Genomic DNA, 18577 nt, shown 5'->3' on the forward strand with positions numbered 1-18577 from the left:
GGCCGATAAGGAATTGATATGAAAGTAAAACGTTACTTCGCGCCAGATATGCGACAAGCCATGCGTAGGGTTAGGGATGAGATAGGTCCTGACGCTGTGATCGTATCGAACCACCGTGTCGCCGGTGGGGTTGAGGTTGTTGCTGCCCATGAGAATGATTACGAAGCGGCGCAACAAGCGTTCTCGCGTAAGAAAAAGACTGAGCAAAAGCGTCAAAGCCAAATTGATGTTTTAACTCAGGGGCAAAACAGTAACCTTGCCAGTGAGTTGCAGAAAGCGCGTATGCAGATTGCTGAAGCAGAGATGGGAGGGAGTCAAAATTATGACACCTCAGGCAAGGTCAATCGGCAGCTGGATAATGATGATGAAGAGCTGCGTGCCATTCTGACATCGCTTAAACAGCGACAGAAAGAAAAAGCAGATGCAGCCCACCGAAATTTTATGACCAGCTCTGTGCTTGATGATGCTGATCTGGGGCTTGATTTACGTGAAGAGCTATCCATGCCACCGCCTCAAGAGGAGGTGGGGGATAACTTGATTCGTTCTATGCAGAATGAGATCGAACAGCTAAAAAATCTTTTAAATCAGCAAGTGTTAGCGACAAAAAATGTCGCGCCTTCCGACACTAAGCCGCCGTTGCAACGAAAATTAGAGATGCTAGGTGTGAGTGAGAAGTTATCAGCTCACCTACTAGGCTCTATGGAAGTGGGGCTTCCGCCGAATAAAGCATGGAAAAATGCCCTGTCTCGCCTGTCGGATTCAATACCTGTTTTGGGCGAAGACTTTATTGAACGCGGCGGAATGATCGCGTTCGTTGGGCCTACCGGTGTGGGTAAAACAACCACTATAGGTAAGCTGGCGGCGCGCTATGTGTTGAAATATGGCAGCTCAAGTTTAGCCTTAGTGACGACGGATACGTTTCGTATAGCGGCCCATGAGCAATTACGTACATTTGGGCGCATTTTAGATGTTCCGGTTAGGGTTGTTGATGCGGCGAACAGTTTAGATGATGTGCTGCACTCGTTGAAAAATAAACGTTTGGTCTTAATCGATACAGCAGGGCTGAATGCCCAGGAGCCGCACAGCGAAGCGCAGTTAGAGATGCTTGAAAGTGTGACGTTGCGGTTGAAAAAGTTGTTAGTGGTTTCTTGTAGTAGCCAGCGGCGGGTTGTAGAACAGGCCTTCAATGTTTATAAAAGCTTGGGTCTTAATGGGTGTGTTTTAAGCAAGATGGATGAGTCGGGTAGTTTGGGTGAGGCGATTTCGCTTATTGTTGAAAAACGTCTTCCTGTGACCTATGTCACCGACGGTCAGCGTATACCGGATGATATCGATATTGCCCAAAAACATGAACTCGTCAGTCGAGCTGTAATTACGGCGCAAAGAGCAATTGAGGCTGAAAAAAATACAGTAGCGTTAGATTCAGCTTATAAAATGGGTTAGTGGTGAAATAATGATAGATCAACATAGGCCCGTTAAGGTAATTGCTGTAACTGGCGGTAAAGGCGGGGTTGGTAAAACGAACGTCTCTGTTAATTTAGCGATCGCATTAAGTGACTTAGGGCACCGTACGGTTTTGATGGATGCCGATTTAGGCTTGGCCAATGTTGATGTGTTGCTGGGTTTGCGTCCCAAAAAGAATATTTCAGATGTGTTGAGTGGTGAGTGTGGCTTAAAAGAGGTCATGCTGGATGTCTGTGAAAATTTAAAGATCGTTCCTGCGTGCTCCGGTACGCAAGAGATGACGGCTCTTTCACCCCATGAGCATGCTGAGCTAGTGCATGCGTTTAGTGAAGTTTCTGATGATATTGATGCGTTAATCATTGACACTGCGGCAGGTATTTCGGATTCTGTGGTTAGTTTTGTTAAAGCGGCTCAAGAAGTGTTGGTGGTTGTGTGCGATGAACCTACGTCAATTACAGATGCTTATGCTTTAATTAAACTGTTAAATCGTGATTATAAGATGACCCGCTTTCGTGTTCTGGCCAATATGGTAAGAACGGATACCGAAGGTAGAAACATGTTTGGTAAGTTATTAACGGTTACTGATCGGTTTCTTGATGTCACGCTTCAATATGTGGGTTCAATCCCTTATGATGAAAATGTTCGTAAAGCGGTACAACGCCAAGTAGCTGTTTTAAAAGCTTTTCCAAAGAGCAAAGTATCCTTGGCATATCGTCAATTAGCGAATAAGGTAAACGGGTGGCCAGTGCAGACTGTGCCCCGGGGACATTTAGAGTTTTTTGTTGAGCGGCTTGTACAGGGAGCGCGCCCATCGGATTGATAAAGAGGCAGTATGTACAACCAGCTGCAATTACAATCGAGTGATGAGTTAATTCAGCAGTATGCGCCGCTAGTTAAACGTATCGCCCATCACTTACTGGCAAGGCTGCCAGCGACAGTGCTGCTCGATGATTTAATACAAGCCGGTATGATTGGCCTGCTTGAAGCGGCTAAGCGATATGATGCTGCGAAAGGTGCTAGCTTTGAAACTTATGCAGGGATCCGCATTCGTGGCTCCATCATTGATGAAGTGCGTCGGGGTGATTGGACTCCGCGGTCAGTGCACCGGAATAGTCGAAGGGTAACTGAAGCTATTCAGCAAGTAGAATCACGTACAGGCCGAGATGCCAATGACGCTTCTGTTGCAAAAGAGCTTGGGATATCTGTGGATGAATACCATAATCTTTTAAAAGATACCCTCGACAGTCGTTTATTTAGTTTTGAGGAGATGATTAACCCTCAAAACGAAGGCCCAGGGGAGTCATTTGCTAATGACGATCCGGGACCTAATCAGCTTTTTGAGCGAGAATCGTTTCTCAAGGCACTTAGTGGCGCTATAAATAACCTACCTGAACGGGAAAAGTTAGTATTAGCACTCTATTATGATGAAGAGCTTAATTTAAAAGAGATTGGTCAGATTTTAGGGGTTAGTGAATCTCGGGTAAGCCAGATTCACAGTCAAGCAGCATTGAGATTGCGTTCGCGATTAAGCGAATGGCAATGATTGCTTGCGAAGACTCAACGTAATTGCGGTAATTTAGTGTAGACTCAATGGGTTGCGCAGTGTTAATTGGAGGCTGGTCTTGAATAAAGACATGAAAATTCTTGTGGTGGATGACTTCTCCACGATGAGACGAATTATAAAAAATCTATTACGTGACTTGGGCATGACTAATGTTCTTGAAGCGGATGATGGGCAGACTGCTCTACCAATTCTGAAACAGGGTGGTATTGATTTCTTAGTGACTGACTGGAATATGCCGGGTATGACTGGAATTGACCTTCTGAAAGAAGTGCGTTCTGATCCTAACCTAGCTGCTATGCCTGTGCTCATGGTTACGGCCGAAGCTAAAAAAGAACAAATCATTGCTGCTGCTCAGGCTGGGGTGAATGGTTATGTTGTTAAACCGTTTACAGCTGCAGTACTGAAAGAGAAGATCGATAAAATCTTTCAGCGCCTGGGTTAAATAACAAGAAGGTCAGTTTTAATGATTTCAGATACAGGCAGTGGATTGAGTCACTTCGAAATGGAATTGCAGTTGAAGGCACAGGAACTTGTTTCTGTCCTCAACGAAGGCAAGCTATCTGATGCGATGGAAATTATTCGCGAACTTCATGAATTTCGTCACCAAACTTTTTTTAGTGAAGTTGGGCATCTTACCCGCGGACTCCATGAAGCGATAAAATCCTTTTCAAGTGAGCTAGGACGTAGTCTTGATGTTGATGGCACACCTCAAACTGAGACTGATGCTGCCGAACGCTTGAATTATGTTATAGAAATGACAGAAAAAAATGCCCACGAAACGATGGATCGTGTTGATAGAGCCCTGACATTTGTTGATAAATTAGATAAACAGAGTGAGCGCTTTAAAGATCTATTGTTACTCGTTGGCCAGTTAGAAAAAGAACATGACTCCCTCAATGGCGTTTATGATCGAACATGTGCTTTAAAAGAAGAATCAGAACAAACAATTAGCACCCTACGTGAAGAACTAACGGATATTGTTGTATCTCAGAGCTATCAAGATATTACCGGCCAGCTAATTCGTCGTGTCATTAACCTCGTTACCAATGTTGAAGACCATCTTGTTGCTTTAATGGGCATGGCGGCGCAGGTTGAAAGAATATCAGGCGTCGAAATGTCGGCAGAATCTGAAGATGAGCAAACCAATAATAAGAATCCTATTCAGGCTGAAGGGCCACAAATCAAGAAAGAACGCGCTGATGTAGTCAGTGACCAAGATGAAGTTGATGATTTGTTATCCAGTCTGGGTTTTTAAGAGGAGCGCCATATGAGTTTGGAAGTGGATCAGGAAATTCTTGAAGACTTTCTTGTCGAAGCAGGAGAGATCCTCGAGCAATTATCCGAACAGTTAGTCGATCTGGAACAGCGTCCAGACGACAGTGATCTGCTCAATGCAATTTTCCGAGGTTTCCATACGGTAAAAGGCGGCGCAGGTTTCTTGCAGCTAGAGCCGATGGTAGATTGCTGTCACAATGCTGAAAACTTGTTTGATATGCTGCGTAACGGCGATATCAAAGTTACCTCTGAACTCATGGACGTAGTGCTTCAAGCGTTAGATAGCGTCAATGTTATGTTTGAAGCTGTACGTAATGGGGAGGTTCTCGCACCCGCTGACCCACAATTGATTCAGGCCTTGATCGCTTGCACGAAAGGTAGTGCCCCTCAAGCAGCACCTGCTGCTGAAACCGTTGCGGCGGTCCCTGAGCCTATTGCGCAAGAAACACCCTCAGTGGCAACAGATTTACTTGATCCAACGATTGATGAATTTGATATGTTGTTAGAGGATATTGGTGATGTGCCTGAGCTTAACGAGCCACTTATTGACGATTCCCCTGTAGATGATGGTCTAATTACCGATGATGAGTTTGATGCCTTGTTGGACGAACTGCATGGCCCCGGTAAAGGCCCTAATGTACAGGTAGAGACCAAACAGCCTACGGTTGAAGCAGAGAGTGCTGAACCTGAACTGATTACTGATGATGAGTTTGAAGCACTGCTTGATGAACTTCAAGCGCAAGGAAAAGGTGCGTTTGTCGAAGCGCCTGTAGCGGATAGTCCCGTGGCGCCAGCATCGACCCCAGCACCGACCCCGGCCCCTGTTGTTGCTCAACCCGCTCCCGCCCCAATTGCACCTGCCCCGGTGGTTGCGAAAAAAGAAAGCGGAGTGGCAGCGGCGGTTAAAGCGGCGCATCAACAAGCCAAACCTCAACCGGAGAGTAATGTACGTGTAGATACGCGGTTGCTCGATGAAATTATGAATATGGTTGGGGAACTCGTACTTGTCAGAAACCGACTCGTTCGGCTTGGGGTGAGTAGTGAAGACGAGGATATGGCAAAAGCGCTAGGCACCTTGGATATGGTGACGGCTGATTTGCAAATGTCGGTGATGAAAACCCGAATGCAGCCGGTGAAAAAAGTATTTGGTCGCTTCCCTCGTTTAATTAGGGACCTTTCTCGTAACCTGAAGAAAGAGATCAGCCTTGAGCTTCGTGGTGAAGAAACCGATTTAGATAAAAACCTAGTGGAAGCGCTGGCAGACCCGTTAATTCACTTAGTACGTAACGCGGTTGACCATGGTATTGAAGCACCCGATGTCAGGGCGGCGGCCGGCAAACCTCGAGAGGGGCATGTACTGCTCTCTGCGGAACAAGAAGGCGACCATATTCTGTTAATTATACAGGATGATGGTGCGGGCATGGATGCAGAAAAACTGCGGCAATTGGCGATAGATCGCGGCATGATGGATGCTGAAGCCGCTCGTCGATTAACGGAGCAGGAGTGCTTTAATCTAATCTTTGCTGCGGGCTTCTCAACCAAGACAGAGATTTCAGATGTGTCAGGCCGTGGCGTCGGCATGGATGTGGTCAAAACGAAGATTACTCAGCTTAACGGTACATTGAGTATTGATTCTGTTATCGGCCAAGGCTCACGTATTGCGATTCAGGTTCCATTGACCTTGGCGATTATGCCAACGCTGATGGTTATCTTAGAGGAGCAAGCTTTTGCGTTGCCGTTAGTGAATGTAAACGAAATATTTAACCTTGATCTAACGAAAACCAATGTGGTTGATGGTCAGCAAGTGATCATTGTGCGTGACCAAGCGTTACCGCTGTTCCACCTTAAACGATGGTTAATCGAAGGGCAGAAAGGCGCAGACCTCCCAGAGCAAGGCCATGTGGTGATTGTCACTGTCGGTACTCAACGGGTTGGCTTTGTGGTCGATCAGTTGGTAGGTCAAGAAGAGGTCGTGATTAAACCATTAGGTACGATTTTACATGGTACGCCTGGTTTATCAGGCGCCACGATTACCGGGGATGGTCGTATTGCATTGATTATTGATATTCCTAACTTACTTAAACATTACGCTTCTTGATAATTTCCGATAGGAGCGTGATTTATGCCGGTTAGAGTGTTAATTGTTGATGATTCTGGGTTTTTTAGGCATCGCATCAGTGATTTGCTATCTGGAGATAGTCGTATCGAGGTTGTGGGTACGGCTCAAAACGGTAAAGAAGCGGTAGAGCAAGCGAAAAAATTACGTCCTAGTCTTATTACCATGGACGTTGAAATGCCTCAGATGAACGGCATTGAAGCTGTCGGCATCATCATGCGTGAATGCCCAACCAATATACTCATGCTTTCCTCACTAACGTCCGAGGGAGCGAGGGTTACCTTGCAAGCACTTGAGGCAGGAGCGCTTGATTACCTGCCGAAAGATATGCGTGCTTGGATGGCGCATTCAGGTTCACTAGAAAAGCAGTTACGGGATAAAGTAGTGGCGCTCGGTCGCTCTACGCATGCTCGCTTACGGGGTACGTTTACTGATCAGTCTTCATTAGCACAGGCGAATAAGTCTAGAGTCTTTAGTGCTGAAGCCTTATCAACATCAAAAGCTACGTCCACTGCGTCGACACCTGCATCGACACCCGGCCGAGTCAGTTCAACGGATCCACAGCGCTTGCCGGCCACGGGTGGGCTCCGTAAACCTTCAGAGCGTTCGCTCAGTAACATAAAAATTCCTGACTGTAAGGTGGTGGTTATTGGTGCATCTACCGGTGGGCCTGCCGCTTTGCAGCAAATTTTGACGCAAATTCCCGCTAACTTTCCCCATCCGATCTTATTGGTACAACATATGCCGAAAGCGTTCACAACGGTTTTTGCAGCGCGCTTGAATCAGCAATGTAATATTGAGGTGAAAGAAGCCGAGGACGGCGATAAATTAATACCGGGCCGAGCTTTGCTTGCGCCGGGTGGGCATCAGATGATCATCGATCCGCGTAGTACGGATAAAATTAGAATTATGCCTGGAGATGAACGACTTACCTATAAGCCCAGTGTTGATGTGACTTATGCATCAGTGGGGAAAAGCTTTGGGAAAAAAGTATTGGCGGTCATTTTGACCGGTATGGGGGCTGATGGTTGTGATGGCGCGGGGATATTGCGCCAGCAAGGTGCAACCATTTGGGCTCAAAATCAAGACAGTTGCACTATCTACGGTATGCCTAAAGCGATCGTTAATGCAGGACTGGCTGATGCGGTTCTGGACCTCAATGAATTGACTTCTATTTTTAGTGGTAAAAGGCCTTAAACGATGGATTTTACAGCAATACTCGGTGTGCTAATTGCCTTAGGCGCTGTTCTTGGTGGTAATTTCCTAGAAGGGGGACAATTACAAGAGTTACTGAACGTGCCTGCTGCCGTGATTGTTATTGGCGGTACGTTGGCTGCGGCAATCATTCAATCGCCTCGTAAAGATGTTGTTAGGGCGTGTAAGCTTTTAGGGTGGGCTTTTGGTCGTAATCAGCCTGACCTTAGTAAGAATGTGGACAATCTTGTTAGCTGGTGTGTAATCGCGCGCCGCAAAGGTTTGCTTGCATTAGAGGCAGAGGCGGAGAAAGAGAAAGACCCTTTTGTTCGGGTTGGACTTTTTTTGCTTGCGGATGGTAAAGGTCCTGACATTATTCGCAGTACCTTAGAGGTTGAGCTTGTAACGCAAGAGCAACGAGACCTTCAAGGCGCTAAAGTGATCGAAAGCATGGGCGGCTATGCGCCGACCTTGGGTATCATTGGTGCGGTACTGGGATTAATTCATGTGATGAGTAATCTTTCCGACCCTGCAGGGCTCGGTGCCGGTATTGCAACGGCGTTTGTTGCTACAATATACGGCATAGGTATTGCGAACCTGTTTTTGATTCCGGTCGCTAATAAAATTAAAAGCTTAGTGTTAATGCGTTATCAACACCAAGAGATGGTTTTAGATGGATTGATGTCTATCGCAGAGGGGCAGAATCCAAAAGCAATTCAGCAGCGTTTACAAGGGTATTTGGATTAACCTATGCCACGTCGACAACAGATAGATAGCGGCCCAAGAAATGACCGATGGGTTATCTCCTATGCGGATTTTATTACTCTGCTGTTTGCGTTTTTTGTTGTCATGTATGCGATCTCATCGGTAAATGAAGAAAAATATAAGCACTTAACGGAAGCGCTATCCGGTGTTTTTGTCGGCGTAGATCAAGGAAAAAAAGAGAACCAAACCTCTACGGATGGAAGTAGTAATAGTGGGTTTGGGGTGTTTACGGGTGGAAAAACAACGGTTGATGCCCCTGAAATAACCATTTCTCGACCTGATCAGAAAGAAACAGATGCGTTAAAAGCTTTGCGCGAGGAGATGGAAGTTAATTTTGCCTCGTTGATTGATGAGGGGCGGATTAAAGTCACCGGTAATGATCTTTGGCTTTCCATTGAATTGCGCTCAAACTATCTCTTTCCGTCCGGTGGCGCATTGCCAGATGCGGCGGCAGATAGCTTGTTAGATGCGATCGCTCAAATGTTGAAGGGCAAGCAAAACCCGATTCATGTTGAAGGTTTTACGGATAACCAAAAAATATCGACCGATGCGTTTCCGTCCAATTGGGAGTTATCATCCGCGCGTGCTGCTGCGGTGGTGAGGTTGCTTGCCTATTTTGGCGTAGAGCCTGAACGTATGGCTGCTGTAGGTTACGGTGAGTATCAGCCGGCTTACAGTAATAGGACAAGAGAGGGGCAACGATTAAATCGCCGAGTGCTTATTGTCGTTTCCCGAGATGAAAAAGTGCGACGAACAGTCTCTTCATTTGGTAGTCAGCAAGTAAGTGCTGATGCCGTCTCAACTGTTTTCGCCAATCCAGATAAAAAAGAGATGCCTGCTATCGAACAAGTTGAAACCGATGGCGGAGATGTTTTATTCAGACAAGCTGAACCCGATGCTTCACAGCAGGAAGAAAGATAAATGCATGTATGGTCTGTCGCCAATCAGAAAGGTGGGGTCGGTAAAACAACGACCGTCGTAACAGTAGCTGGACTACTGGCCGAGGTCGGTTATCGTGTTTTATTGGTTGACCTTGATCCTCATGGTTCGTTAACCAGTTATTTTGGCTACGACCCTGATGAACTAGAGCATAGCGTGTATGACCTGTTTGCCACTAAACATAAAATCAATCGGGAAGGGGTTGAGCGTTTGCTGCTCAACAGTAGCCACGACCGTATTGATCTCATCCCTGCATCAACCGCCATGGCAACCTTGGAACGAAAAGCGATAGGCGAAGAAGGCATGGGGTTGCAAGTGGCGAAGGCATTGGCACAGGTCCGTGATAGCTATGATTATGTTTTAATTGATAGTCCCCCCGTGTTGGGTGTGCTGATGGTTAATGCGTTAGCGGCCTGTCAGCATCTATTAGTGCCTGTACAGACGGAATTTTTAGCGTTAAAAGGTTTAGAGCGAATGGTACGCACCATTAGCATGATCAACCGAGCGCGTAGCAAAAGTAAAAAGTTATCCTTTACGATTATTCCCACGTTCTATGATCGGCGCACGCAGGCTTCTGTTAGCAGTTTGCGCGAATTACATAATAAATACCCTAATGAAATATCGAACGCTGTTATACCGGTTGATACTAAATTTCGTAATGCCAGTATCCGCGGGCTGGTTCCCTCGGTCATGGATTCTAGTAGTCGCGGAGTTCACTCATATGCGCGCTTACTTCGTTCGTTGCTTGAGCGTCAAAAGCAGGAGGTTCTATGAGCAAGTCTAAAAAGAACCTAGAGGCATTGGATGAAGTGCACGGCGTTCAGAAACTGGTTTTTGATTATTTAGAGTCGCTTCTTTCTGATCCCGACGCGGGCATTGATACTGAGGCTGAAATTGCGGCAATCAATGCGCAAATGGCGGCGGACAATGACGAAATTATCGATATTGCAGAAGAAATACCTGTTGTTATGGCCGCACGGGACAATACTCTTGTAGAGCCAGAGCCAGAGCCAGAGCCAGAGCCAGAGCCAGAGCCAGAGCCAGAGCCAGAGCCAGAGCCAGAGCCAGAGCCAGAGCCAGAGCCAGAGCCAGAGCTGATATTGGAACCGGATCCACCTGAGCATGCGGGTTTCTCAGGTGCGACGAGTCGAGAGATTAACTGCGTGTTGATAAAAATGCATGGGCTTAATTTGGCCATACCTTTTGATCATATCGAAGGGGCCGTGCATTTAAATTCAGTGGCGCTTACGTTAGATGGAACCCATGATTGGTGTTTAGGGCGCGTGGCTGGAGGTATGGCTGCGGAGACGAATGTGATTGATACCGCGTTATGGTTAATTCCTGAGCGTTATAAGCCAGAGCTGGCGAAATATAATGAACTGATTATTTTACGTGGCCGTCATTGGGCCTTAGCATGTGATGAGCTCGTAAAGTCAGTGCGTATACCAGCAGATAAAGTATCTTGGGCGAGCAGTGACAATCCTCGCGCATGGTTATGGGGAACGTACATGGAAGAGCGTTGTGCGATCCTTGATATTCCAGAACTTATGAAACAGTTTGATCAGTCTTTCTGATTAAGTAGCTAAAACAACGTTAGGGAAATAATGACAGTGTCTTGGTTGAGTGTGGCGTCATTGATTATAGCTTTGGGAGCGAGCGCTGCCTGTTTCGTTTTATTTCGTCGTTTACAGCAGCATGAGCGCCGTCACCAAGCACTGATTAATGTGCTTAGGAATGAAATACAGGCGATGACAAATAGCTCAATTGGTATGGGGCGCCGTTTAATCGGCGTGGAGCAGAAGCTAAACCTTACCGCAGATAAGCAGTTAGAATTAGAAAATCGTGATCCATCAGCGCTGGCCTATAATCAAGCAACACGTTTGATGGAGATGGGGGCTGATGTCGACGATTTAGTACAAAATTGTGGCATTGGTCGTCCCGAAGCGGAGTTGATGGCGTTGTTACATAAAGAGCTGCATGCACCCCATCAGTCGTTAGGACGAGATAATTAAGCAGATTCGCTTACTTCTTTGAGTTTTGTTCTATCACTTTGTTTATCATCTCTTGGCTATCATGTTTTAGACTGTAAGCAAATGCGATAACTTCGGCGATAGCGCGGTAGAGTGATTCAGGGATCTCATCGCCTAGCTCAAGCCTAATTAATACTTCAACGAGCTCAGGACTTTCGTGGATATGGATATCATTTTCGTCGGCTAGCTTAATGATCTGTTCCGCAATCTCCCCCATCCCTTTGGCTACAATCAGTGGCGCTTTACCCGCACCTTGATCGTATTTAAGCGCAATTGCTTTTTTGCGATTGGCTTCAGATGCTTGATCCGCTTTAGAAAACTTCATGTATGTAGGTCAACAAGTTGTTTATGGATGGTTTGCTTCTGTTCGGGGGCCGTTCCTTCGTGCCAGTTTACCTCAGTGCTATCAAAACCACATTGGCGTAAACGCGCAGAAAACTCATCCGAACGTTCGCGCAGCTTATCTGCGGTCTCCTTTAGCTCGCACCAAAAAAGCGCACTGATCTCATGACCATCTGTCAGGCGGATCTCTGCATCGACACCCCCTTGATCTTCTAAATCGAAATGTAAGCGAACGCGCCACACTGAGATCATCTCACCTGCCGCGTTGGTCCCGCCCTCTCGGCTTAAGCGTAGTTCAAGGTTATCCCAGTGTTCGCCATTTTTAATGGGTAGATCAAGTTGAAATACACGTTCAAAGCCGCCGTCAGGCATCTCCCTCCATTGTTGTAGCGAGGTAAGTTGCTGGCTTGTTACACGTGAGTGGACGCCTTGTAGTAGCTGTTCTAAACGCTCTTTCTGTTCGGCCGGTAGCGTGTCAGCGAGCTTCTGCAGTTGCTGTAACTGGTGCTTCATATCTTGCGGGTGTGGGGCTAAGCCTTTGCTTAAATTATGTTCTGTGGATAAGCCGCCTAACTCAATGTTCTGTTTGATCTGTGCGGGCGCCTCTGGGCTGCCGGGACGAACACCAAATAACTGGAGCATGGTTTTTACGACACTACTAATTTGAGATGCTTGTGGCCCTTGCGCCTGCGAAGCCACTTGAGAGAGTTGGCTAAATGCATCTGCAGTAGGTAGTTGAGAGGGCAGGGCGTTACGTAGGGTTGCTTGTATTGCCGGTTTTTCGAGGGCTGAGGCGGGCGTGCTTTCTGGTGTTCTTATTTGCAGAACATGCACCTCATTGCTTGCTGTTTTTAACAACTGAAGCTGCGTACCTTGTACTAATGGGCGTGGTGACGCGAGTTCTACTTTACTGCCATCGGGGAGTGCGAGCGTCAGCATGTGGTGTGATGGCGGACCTATAGGGCGGCTTGTCGCATTGTTGGTTGGGTTCGCTATATTTTTGCCATCACTGATTAGGGGCGCGGGCGCGAGGCCCTTCGCCGCTGTGTCGGTGTTGGCTGATTGTGCGTTGGGCATGCTTAGCGTGTTTTTAAGGGATGAATCGGTCGCTAAGGGGGTTTTGCCTTGTATCGTTAACTCAGGAGTACTTGCGGTGGTGGCTACCTTAGCTGTACTGGATGGAAGCGGTAGCGGTGTGTGTGTGGCTGCGGTTGTCTGCATCGCCGCGGCTAAACTGTTTAATGATGTACCCGCTGCGGTGGTTGTACGGTTTGTTGATGGCTCTGCAACGGTGGTTAGCGGGCCTGTTGTTTGGGCGGGTACAGTATCCGCCGAACGTGTGAGCGGGCCTGTTGTTTGGGCGGGTACAGTATCCGCCGAACGTGTGAGCGGGACGCTTGTGTTGGTGGGTGGGCTTGGGTTGTTGCTGGTGTAGATCGGGCGGCTGCTAATCACTGCGGCCAAGGTTTTTATGTCTATTGGCAGCTTGGCGCTATTGTCTGTGGTTTGTAGGTTGAGCTTAAGGATCGGATCGCTCGGGCCCTTTGCTTGGAGGGCTGCTGCGCTAGGGTTGTTCGGTGCCGCCGCTGTTGTTGCTGTGGCAGCCGGCGCTTGCTTGCCCGATGAGTTTTGGGGTGTAGGGAGTGTTATCTGAATTTGACCGTCGCTTTGACGGTTAACGTTAATCTTTTGCCCGACAGGGAGTGCTTGAAAAACACCCATTTGGATTAAGCGATTATTGACCTCCAGCTTTAAGCGGAAAATCTCAGGTTGCGTTTGATCGCGACTCACCGCAACGACAGTCGCGCTTACATTTCGACCAACGGGCAGCAGGGTGTTCAGATTGCGTGACGAATCTGAGCTGGCATCAGTTGTTTGTAGCGGAATACCTGATAATTGAGGCAGCAAATTAGAACCTATGTAAGTAATGTACAGTCACACAATAAGCGTTAGGGCATCAGACTAGATCTAAATGAGGAGATGTTTCCTGCTTTTAGAAAGCAATACAACAGTGCAGAGCTATCTGATATTCGTATATAATCACTCGTTTATTAATCGGCCGATGTCAGTAAAAGTATAGTTTACGGTAAAACGTGCTTTGGAACTAAGCCGCAGATGATTCTGTTTTTGGAGAACGGTTTGAGTACAGCGCTGTTACAGGTCGAGCAACTTTATTGCGAGCGCGATGACCGTATTTTATTTGAAGACCTTAGCTTCACTGTTAATGCGGGTGAAGTGATTCAAGTAGAAGGCCAAAATGGGAGTGGTAAAACCACACTCTTAAGAATCCTTAGTGGCCTCTCTAGCCATTATGAAGGGGCGATTTATTGGAAAGGGTCGCCGCTCTCGGATGTTCAAGACGATTTTAGACGTGAGCTGCTTTATTTTGGTCATCATCCCGGTGTTAAAGCGGTTCTGACACCGGAAGAAAACCTACAGTGGTATGCGGCTATGCATCCTGCAATTAACGGTGAAAATATTGCCATGGCCTTAGATAAGGTCGGTTTGCGCGGTTTCGAAGATTCACCTTGTCATACCTTATCTGCTGGGCAGAACCGCCGTGTGAGTCTGGCGCGTCTCTATCTAACCCATGCGAAATTATGGATTTTAGATGAGCCTTTTACCGCAATTGATAAAAAAGGTGTCGCGCAGAAAGAACAATTGATCTTGGACCATGCAGCGAAAGGTGGATCTGTTATTTTAACCACACATCATGAATTGGCGATTAGCGAAAAAGTTCGTCGTTTCAATCTTGACGAATTAGCAGGAACTTAATGGAAAAAATAGTGACAAACGAACAGTCCGGCTCTGAGGGTAGTTCTGTCTCGGGTCTTTTTGGGGCTGTTTTAAAGCGGGATTTAATGTTGGCTTATCGCAAAAAAAGCGATTTGTTTAACCCGTTGATATTTTTTCTAATGGTGGCGACTTTATTTCCTCTGGGGGTAAGTCCGGAACCTGAATTTTTGGCCGAAATTGCCCCCGGTGTTGTCTGGGTGGCGGCTTTGTTAGCGACGTTATTGTCGATGGATGGGTTATTCAAATCCGATTTTGAGGATGGCACGTTAGAGCAAACGCTTTTAAGCCCACAACCTTTATTTGTTGTTGTATTAGCTAAAGTGTTAGCCCATTGGATGATGAGTGGCTTACCATTGGCTTTATTAGCGCCTTTATTGGCGGTGATGTTGTTTTTGCCCGCCGAGGGGATGTCGGGCTTGATGTTAAGTTTGTTGCTAGGTACGCCCACGTTGAGCTTAGTCGGCGCTATTGGCGCTGCGTTGACGGTGGGATTACGCAAAGGCGGCGTACTGATATCCTTGTTGGTTTTACCGCTTTATATTCCGGTGCTTATTTTTGGTACAAGTGCGGTTCAAGCGGCGGTGACAGGTTTGCCCTTAGCCGGCTTTTTTGCTTTGTTGGGCGCCATATTGGCATTGGGCTTGGTTTTAGCGCCGTTGGCGATCGGTGCTGCATTACGAATTTCCGTCAGTGGATGAGTTAAGGTTCTTATGAGTGAGAAAAAGAATTGGATGCCGCGTTGGTTCTATCAGCTCGCATCTCCCCGTTGGTCTTATGACATTATGGGTAAGCTGCTGCCTGGTTTTACGGTGGCTGCACTGTTGTTTCTTGTTGTTGGTACAGTGTGGGCATTAGCCTTTGCTCCATCCGATTATCAGCAGGGTAATAGTTTTCGTATCATTTATATTCATGTGCCGTCCGCTGTTTTAGCTCAATCCTGCTATATGATGATGGCAATTGCGGGCGCTATAGGCTTGATTTGGAAAATGAAAGTGGCCGATATGGTTGCGAAATCCTGTGCTCCTATAGGCGCTACTATGGCGCTGTTGGCGTTAGCGACAGGCGCAATATGGGGCAAGCCTACCTGGGGGTCTTGGTGGGTATGGGATGCGCGTTTAACATCGATGTTGATCCTTCTCTTTCTCTATTTGGGGGTGATTGCACTCTATTCTGCTATTGAAAATGAAGCGATGGCTGCTAAATCAGCCGCCGTTTTAGCGTTGGTTGGATTAGTGAATATCCCTATCATTAAATACTCAGTGGATTGGTGGAACACGCTTCATCAGCCCGCCACTTTTAAATTAACAGAGCGTCCCGCAATGGCCACGGAGATGTGGCTACCGTTGTTGGTGATGGTTATCGGTTTTTATTGTTTTTTTGCTGTTTCGCTAATGATGCGAACACGGAATGAGATTCTTGTGCGTGAGCGCCGTGCAAGCTGGGTGAAAGAGTTAGTCGGAAAGCAGTGAGGCAAATTAAGTGAGTTTTGAAAGCTTTTCAGAGTTTATTGCGATGGGCGGGCATGGTTTCTATGTCTGGCTGAGTTATGCCATCGCACTGATCGTAATTGTAATTAATATTGTTAATCCGGCACGACAAAAGAAGAAAATCGTTTCTGATCTTGTTCGTCGCCTGCGCAGGGAGAATAAATCTTCATGAACCCTAAACGCAAACAACGTTTGATCATTGTTTTGTTTATTGTATTTGGTGTGGGTATTGCTGTTGGGCTAACCATGTTTGCCCTCAGTCAAAATATAAATCTATTTTATTCACCCACCCAGATAGCATCCGGCGAAGCGCCGCATAATACGCGTATTCGCGCCGGCGGCATGGTTGTCGATGGGAGTGTCGTGCGTGATCAACAGAGTTTAAATGTTACCTTTGATATTACTGATTACGATCAAACGGTAACGGTTCATTATGATGGCATTTTGCCAGACCTGTTTCGTGAAGGTCAGGGGATTGTTGCGCAGGGTGAGCTTGATTCTAATAATGTATTTCAGGCGTCAGAAGTGTTAGCGAAACATGATGAAAATTATATGCCGCCTGAAGTGGCGGATGCTTTAGAGAAAAGTGGAAATATGCCGAAGCCTGAAGCTGAGGTGTATAACAAATGATCCCTGAATTAGGTCAATATGCACTTATTCTTGCGTTATGCATGTCTGCGCTGCTTGCCGTAGTCCCTATTGCTGGAACGTATAGTAAAAATACATTATGGATGGGCTATGCTCGGCCGTTAGCTACCGGAATGTTCGCATTTTTATTAGTGAGCATTATTTGTTTGGGTTATGCCTTTGTAACGGATGACTTTTCGGTTGTGTACGTTGCGACTAACTCAAATACCGCCTTACCTATGTATTATAAAATTAGTGCGATATGGGGTGGCCATGAAGGCTCCCTATTGTTGTGGGTCTTTATTCTTGGTGGCTGGACATGGGCTGTTGCGTTAAAGAGTGACAATTTACCACAGGATATTGTTGCACGCGTACTGGGTATTATGGGGATTATTGGTGTTGGTTTTATCCTCTTTACCTTAGTTACCTCAAGTCCATTTGAACGTCATCTACCGCGCTTCCCTATGGAAGGTGGTGACCTCAATCCTTTATTACAAGATATTGGTCTTATTATTCATCCACCTATGCTTTATATGGGATATGTGGGTTTTTCAGTTGCGTTTGCTTTCGCTATCGCCGCGTTGCTTAGTGGTCGTTTAGATGCGGCATGGGCACGTTGGTCTAGACCTTGGACAATTGTGGCTTGGGCTTTTTTGACGTTAGGTATCGCCTTAGGCAGCTGGTGGGCATACTACGAGCTTGGCTGGGGCGGCTGGTGGTTTTGGGATCCCGTTGAAAATGCTTCTTTCATGCCTTGGTTAGTGGGGACTGCGCTTATTCATAGTTTGGCCGTCACTGAAAAGCGTGGTGTCTTTAAAAGCTGGACCGTTCTCTTAGCTATTTTTGCTTTTTCCTTAAGTTTGTTAGGGACGTTCTTAGTACGTTCGGGTGTTTTGACATCGGTTCATGCGTTTGCGACTGATCCTGAACGTGGTTACTTCATCTTAGCGTTGTTGGCGATCACTATTGGTGGGTCTCTTTTGCTTTATGCAATTAAAGCCGCACATGTCAAAAGTGAATCACGTTTTGAGCTAATTTCTCGAGAAACATTGTTGTTAGGTAATAATATCCTATTGGTTATTGTTGCTCTGATGGTATTGCTTGGGACGCTCTACCCATTGCTGATTGATGCATTAGGTAAGGGAAAAATATCTGTAGGACCTCCTTATTTTAACGCTTTATTTGTTCCGTTAATGTCTGCTTTAGTGGTGTTAATGGGCGCAGGTATCGTGTCTCGCTGGAGGCAAACTAAAGGCAGCTATATTGCTAAGCAGCTATTAATTCCAATGGTGTTCAGCCTGGTATTAGGTGCGAGTTTTTCTGTTGTCTATGGCGATCAGTTTGATTGGAGTGTCACCCTTGGAATGGTGTTAGCCTTCTGGATTGTGTGCGTTTCAATAAAAGATATTTGGAATAAAGTCGCGAATAAGTCTAATCCTTTTAAAGGGTTGAAAAAGCTCTCTAGAAGTTATTATGCGATGGTTTTGGCGCATGTCGGTGTGGCTGTAACGATTGTTGGTATGACGTTGGTGACGGTTTACAACGAGGAACGTGATTTAAGGATGGCGCCGGGCGATACCCTAACCTTTAAACAGTACGAATTTATTTTTGATGGTATTAGTGTGGTTCAGGGGGCTAATTTTGAGGCTGATCAAGCGCAAATTCGGGTATTGAAAGATGGCGAACCTTACGGTTCACTGCATCCAGAAAAACGTTTCTACAAAGCGCGTGGCAATGTGATGACGGAAGCCGATATAGACCCAGGTTTAACACGAGATCTATATGTGGCATTGGGTGAGCCTCTCGATGGCGGTGCATGGGCTGTCCGCATTCAGCATAAACCTTTTGTCCGTTGGTTGTGGTTAGGAGGCTTGCTGATGACGTTAGGTGGCTTGTTAGCCGCTACAGACCCTCGATACCGTAAACAAGCTAAACGTGAAGTGAAGACGGTTTAATCGTTAGCTCGAGCTATTGTATC

20 protein-coding genes are annotated in these 18577 nt (G+C 46.5%); 18 read left to right on the forward strand and 2 right to left on the reverse strand.

Annotation, left to right across the window (positions count from 1 at the left end):
• Positions 1 to 18: 18 nt before the first annotated feature.
• The 12 genes from flhF to A3773_RS06805 all read left to right on the forward strand — a co-directional run bounded on the left by flhF (position 19) and on the right by A3773_RS06805 (position 11329).
• The gene (gene flhF, locus A3773_RS06750; RefSeq protein ID WP_067984350.1) at positions 19 to 1443 is read left to right on the forward strand and encodes a flagellar biosynthesis GTPase FlhF; all 1425 of its coding nucleotides are present in this window, start codon (positions 19 to 21) and stop codon (positions 1441 to 1443) included.
• A gap of 10 nt (positions 1444 to 1453) precedes the next feature.
• The gene (locus tag A3773_RS06755; protein ID WP_067984353.1) at positions 1454 to 2284 is read left to right on the forward strand and encodes a MinD/ParA family protein; all 831 of its coding nucleotides are present in this window, start codon (positions 1454 to 1456) and stop codon (positions 2282 to 2284) included.
• Between the two features lie 12 nt (positions 2285 to 2296).
• Positions 2297 to 3007 carry an RNA polymerase sigma factor FliA gene (locus tag A3773_RS06760; RefSeq protein ID WP_067984355.1) on the forward strand — a complete coding sequence of 237 codons (711 nt, stop codon included), beginning with the start codon at positions 2297 to 2299 and terminating at the stop codon, positions 3005 to 3007.
• A 91-nt stretch (positions 3008 to 3098) separates the two neighbouring features.
• A complete protein-coding gene (gene cheY / locus A3773_RS06765; RefSeq protein ID WP_067984357.1) occupies positions 3099 to 3470 on the forward strand; it encodes a chemotaxis response regulator CheY in 372 nt (123 codons plus the stop codon).
• 21 nt (positions 3471 to 3491) lie between these two features.
• Positions 3492 to 4283: a protein phosphatase CheZ gene (locus A3773_RS06770; RefSeq protein ID WP_067984358.1), complete on the forward strand. Its 792-nt coding sequence runs from the start codon at positions 3492 to 3494 to the stop codon at positions 4281 to 4283.
• A gap of 12 nt (positions 4284 to 4295) precedes the next feature.
• Positions 4296 to 6401 carry a chemotaxis protein CheA gene (locus tag A3773_RS06775; protein WP_067984360.1) on the forward strand — a complete coding sequence of 702 codons (2106 nt, stop codon included), beginning with the start codon at positions 4296 to 4298 and terminating at the stop codon, positions 6399 to 6401.
• Between the two features lie 24 nt (positions 6402 to 6425).
• Entirely contained in the window at positions 6426 to 7616 is a 1191-nt protein-coding gene (locus A3773_RS06780) for a protein-glutamate methylesterase/protein-glutamine glutaminase (RefSeq protein WP_067984362.1), read from the forward strand.
• A gap of 3 nt (positions 7617 to 7619) precedes the next feature.
• Positions 7620 to 8360, forward strand: coding sequence for a flagellar motor protein (locus A3773_RS06785; RefSeq protein ID WP_067984364.1), 741 nt, complete (start codon positions 7620 to 7622; stop codon positions 8358 to 8360).
• Positions 8361 to 8363: 3 nt separating this feature from the next.
• Entirely contained in the window at positions 8364 to 9299 is a 936-nt protein-coding gene (gene motD, locus A3773_RS06790) for a flagellar motor protein MotD (protein WP_067984366.1), read from the forward strand.
• Positions 9300 to 10091, forward strand: a complete 792-nt coding sequence (locus tag A3773_RS06795; protein WP_067984368.1) for a ParA family protein — start codon at positions 9300 to 9302, stop codon at positions 10089 to 10091.
• Positions 10088 to 10891 carry a chemotaxis protein CheW gene (locus A3773_RS17935; RefSeq protein ID WP_067984370.1) on the forward strand — a complete coding sequence of 268 codons (804 nt, stop codon included), beginning with the start codon at positions 10088 to 10090 and terminating at the stop codon, positions 10889 to 10891. Before A3773_RS06795 ends, A3773_RS17935 begins: the two co-directional genes overlap by 4 nt.
• 30 nt (positions 10892 to 10921) lie before the next feature.
• On the forward strand, positions 10922 to 11329 hold the full coding sequence (locus A3773_RS06805) for a DUF2802 domain-containing protein (protein WP_067984372.1): 408 nt from the start codon (positions 10922 to 10924) through the stop codon (positions 11327 to 11329).
• 10 nt (positions 11330 to 11339) lie between these two features.
• Here the strand turns inward: A3773_RS06805 and A3773_RS06810 are convergent, their stop codons facing one another.
• Complete coding sequence (locus A3773_RS06810) at positions 11340 to 11672, reverse strand: EscU/YscU/HrcU family type III secretion system export apparatus switch protein (protein ID WP_067984374.1); 333 nt, start codon at positions 11670 to 11672, stop codon at positions 11340 to 11342.
• On the reverse strand, positions 11669 to 13597 hold the full coding sequence (locus tag A3773_RS06815; RefSeq protein ID WP_067984376.1) for a flagellar hook-length control protein FliK: 1929 nt from the start codon (positions 13595 to 13597) through the stop codon (positions 11669 to 11671). Before A3773_RS06815 ends, A3773_RS06810 begins: the two co-directional genes overlap by 4 nt.
• Before the next feature lie 207 nt (positions 13598 to 13804).
• On the opposite strand from A3773_RS06815, the gene ccmA reads away from it, so the two are divergent.
• From ccmA to A3773_RS06845, 6 genes are read left to right on the forward strand one after another with little or no spacing between them, the layout of a single operon-like run.
• Positions 13805 to 14464: a cytochrome c biogenesis heme-transporting ATPase CcmA gene (gene ccmA / locus A3773_RS06820; RefSeq protein ID WP_197462732.1), complete on the forward strand. Its 660-nt coding sequence runs from the start codon at positions 13805 to 13807 to the stop codon at positions 14462 to 14464.
• The gene (gene ccmB / locus A3773_RS06825) at positions 14464 to 15183 is read left to right on the forward strand and encodes a heme exporter protein CcmB (RefSeq protein WP_067984378.1); all 720 of its coding nucleotides are present in this window, start codon (positions 14464 to 14466) and stop codon (positions 15181 to 15183) included. The genes ccmA and ccmB overlap by 1 nt, the downstream gene beginning before the upstream one ends.
• Positions 15184 to 15195: 12 nt before the next feature.
• On the forward strand, positions 15196 to 15954 hold the full coding sequence (locus A3773_RS06830; RefSeq protein ID WP_067984380.1) for a heme ABC transporter permease: 759 nt from the start codon (positions 15196 to 15198) through the stop codon (positions 15952 to 15954).
• A gap of 10 nt (positions 15955 to 15964) precedes the next feature.
• Positions 15965 to 16144 carry a heme exporter protein CcmD gene (ccmD, locus tag A3773_RS06835; protein ID WP_067984382.1) on the forward strand — a complete coding sequence of 60 codons (180 nt, stop codon included), beginning with the start codon at positions 15965 to 15967 and terminating at the stop codon, positions 16142 to 16144.
• Positions 16141 to 16602, forward strand: coding sequence for a cytochrome c maturation protein CcmE (gene ccmE, locus A3773_RS06840; protein WP_067984384.1), 462 nt, complete (start codon positions 16141 to 16143; stop codon positions 16600 to 16602). Before ccmD ends, ccmE begins: the two co-directional genes overlap by 4 nt.
• The gene (locus tag A3773_RS06845) at positions 16599 to 18554 is read left to right on the forward strand and encodes a heme lyase CcmF/NrfE family subunit (RefSeq protein WP_067984386.1); all 1956 of its coding nucleotides are present in this window, start codon (positions 16599 to 16601) and stop codon (positions 18552 to 18554) included. Before ccmE ends, A3773_RS06845 begins: the two co-directional genes overlap by 4 nt.
• The last annotated feature ends 23 nt before the right edge of the window (positions 18555 to 18577 follow it).

This window comes from Neptuniibacter pectenicola, from assembly GCF_001597735.1.
Classification (GTDB): Bacteria; Pseudomonadota; Gammaproteobacteria; order Pseudomonadales; family Balneatricaceae; genus Neptuniibacter; species Neptuniibacter pectenicola.

What these genes read in the sequence shown, in the direction of transcription:
- flhF (WP_067984350.1), top strand. Translation starts at nt 19, where the DNA reads ATGAAAGTAAAACGTTACTTCGCGCCAGATATGCGACAAGCCATGCGT.
- A3773_RS06755 (WP_067984353.1), top strand. Translation starts at nt 1,454, where the DNA reads ATGATAGATCAACATAGGCCCGTTAAGGTAATTGCTGTAACTGGCGGT.
- A3773_RS06760 (WP_067984355.1), top strand. Translation starts at nt 2,297, where the DNA reads ATGTACAACCAGCTGCAATTACAATCGAGTGATGAGTTAATTCAGCAG.
- cheY (WP_067984357.1), top strand. Translation starts at nt 3,099, where the DNA reads ATGAAAATTCTTGTGGTGGATGACTTCTCCACGATGAGACGAATTATA.
- A3773_RS06770 (WP_067984358.1), top strand. Translation starts at nt 3,492, where the DNA reads ATGATTTCAGATACAGGCAGTGGATTGAGTCACTTCGAAATGGAATTG.
- A3773_RS06775 (WP_067984360.1), top strand. Translation starts at nt 4,296, where the DNA reads ATGAGTTTGGAAGTGGATCAGGAAATTCTTGAAGACTTTCTTGTCGAA.
- A3773_RS06780 (WP_067984362.1), top strand. Translation starts at nt 6,426, where the DNA reads ATGCCGGTTAGAGTGTTAATTGTTGATGATTCTGGGTTTTTTAGGCAT.
- A3773_RS06785 (WP_067984364.1), top strand. Translation starts at nt 7,620, where the DNA reads ATGGATTTTACAGCAATACTCGGTGTGCTAATTGCCTTAGGCGCTGTT.
- motD (WP_067984366.1), top strand. Translation starts at nt 8,364, where the DNA reads ATGCCACGTCGACAACAGATAGATAGCGGCCCAAGAAATGACCGATGG.
- A3773_RS06795 (WP_067984368.1), top strand. Translation starts at nt 9,300, where the DNA reads ATGCATGTATGGTCTGTCGCCAATCAGAAAGGTGGGGTCGGTAAAACA.
- A3773_RS17935 (WP_067984370.1), top strand. Translation starts at nt 10,088, where the DNA reads ATGAGCAAGTCTAAAAAGAACCTAGAGGCATTGGATGAAGTGCACGGC.
- A3773_RS06805 (WP_067984372.1), top strand. Translation starts at nt 10,922, where the DNA reads ATGACAGTGTCTTGGTTGAGTGTGGCGTCATTGATTATAGCTTTGGGA.
- A3773_RS06810 (WP_067984374.1), bottom strand. Translation starts at nt 11,672, where the DNA reads ATGAAGTTTTCTAAAGCGGATCAAGCATCTGAAGCCAATCGCAAAAAA.
- ccmA (WP_197462732.1), top strand. Translation starts at nt 13,805, where the DNA reads ATGATTCTGTTTTTGGAGAACGGTTTGAGTACAGCGCTGTTACAGGTC.
- ccmB (WP_067984378.1), top strand. Translation starts at nt 14,464, where the DNA reads ATGGAAAAAATAGTGACAAACGAACAGTCCGGCTCTGAGGGTAGTTCT.
- A3773_RS06830 (WP_067984380.1), top strand. Translation starts at nt 15,196, where the DNA reads ATGAGTGAGAAAAAGAATTGGATGCCGCGTTGGTTCTATCAGCTCGCA.
- ccmE (WP_067984384.1), top strand. Translation starts at nt 16,141, where the DNA reads ATGAACCCTAAACGCAAACAACGTTTGATCATTGTTTTGTTTATTGTA.
- A3773_RS06845 (WP_067984386.1), top strand. Translation starts at nt 16,599, where the DNA reads ATGATCCCTGAATTAGGTCAATATGCACTTATTCTTGCGTTATGCATG.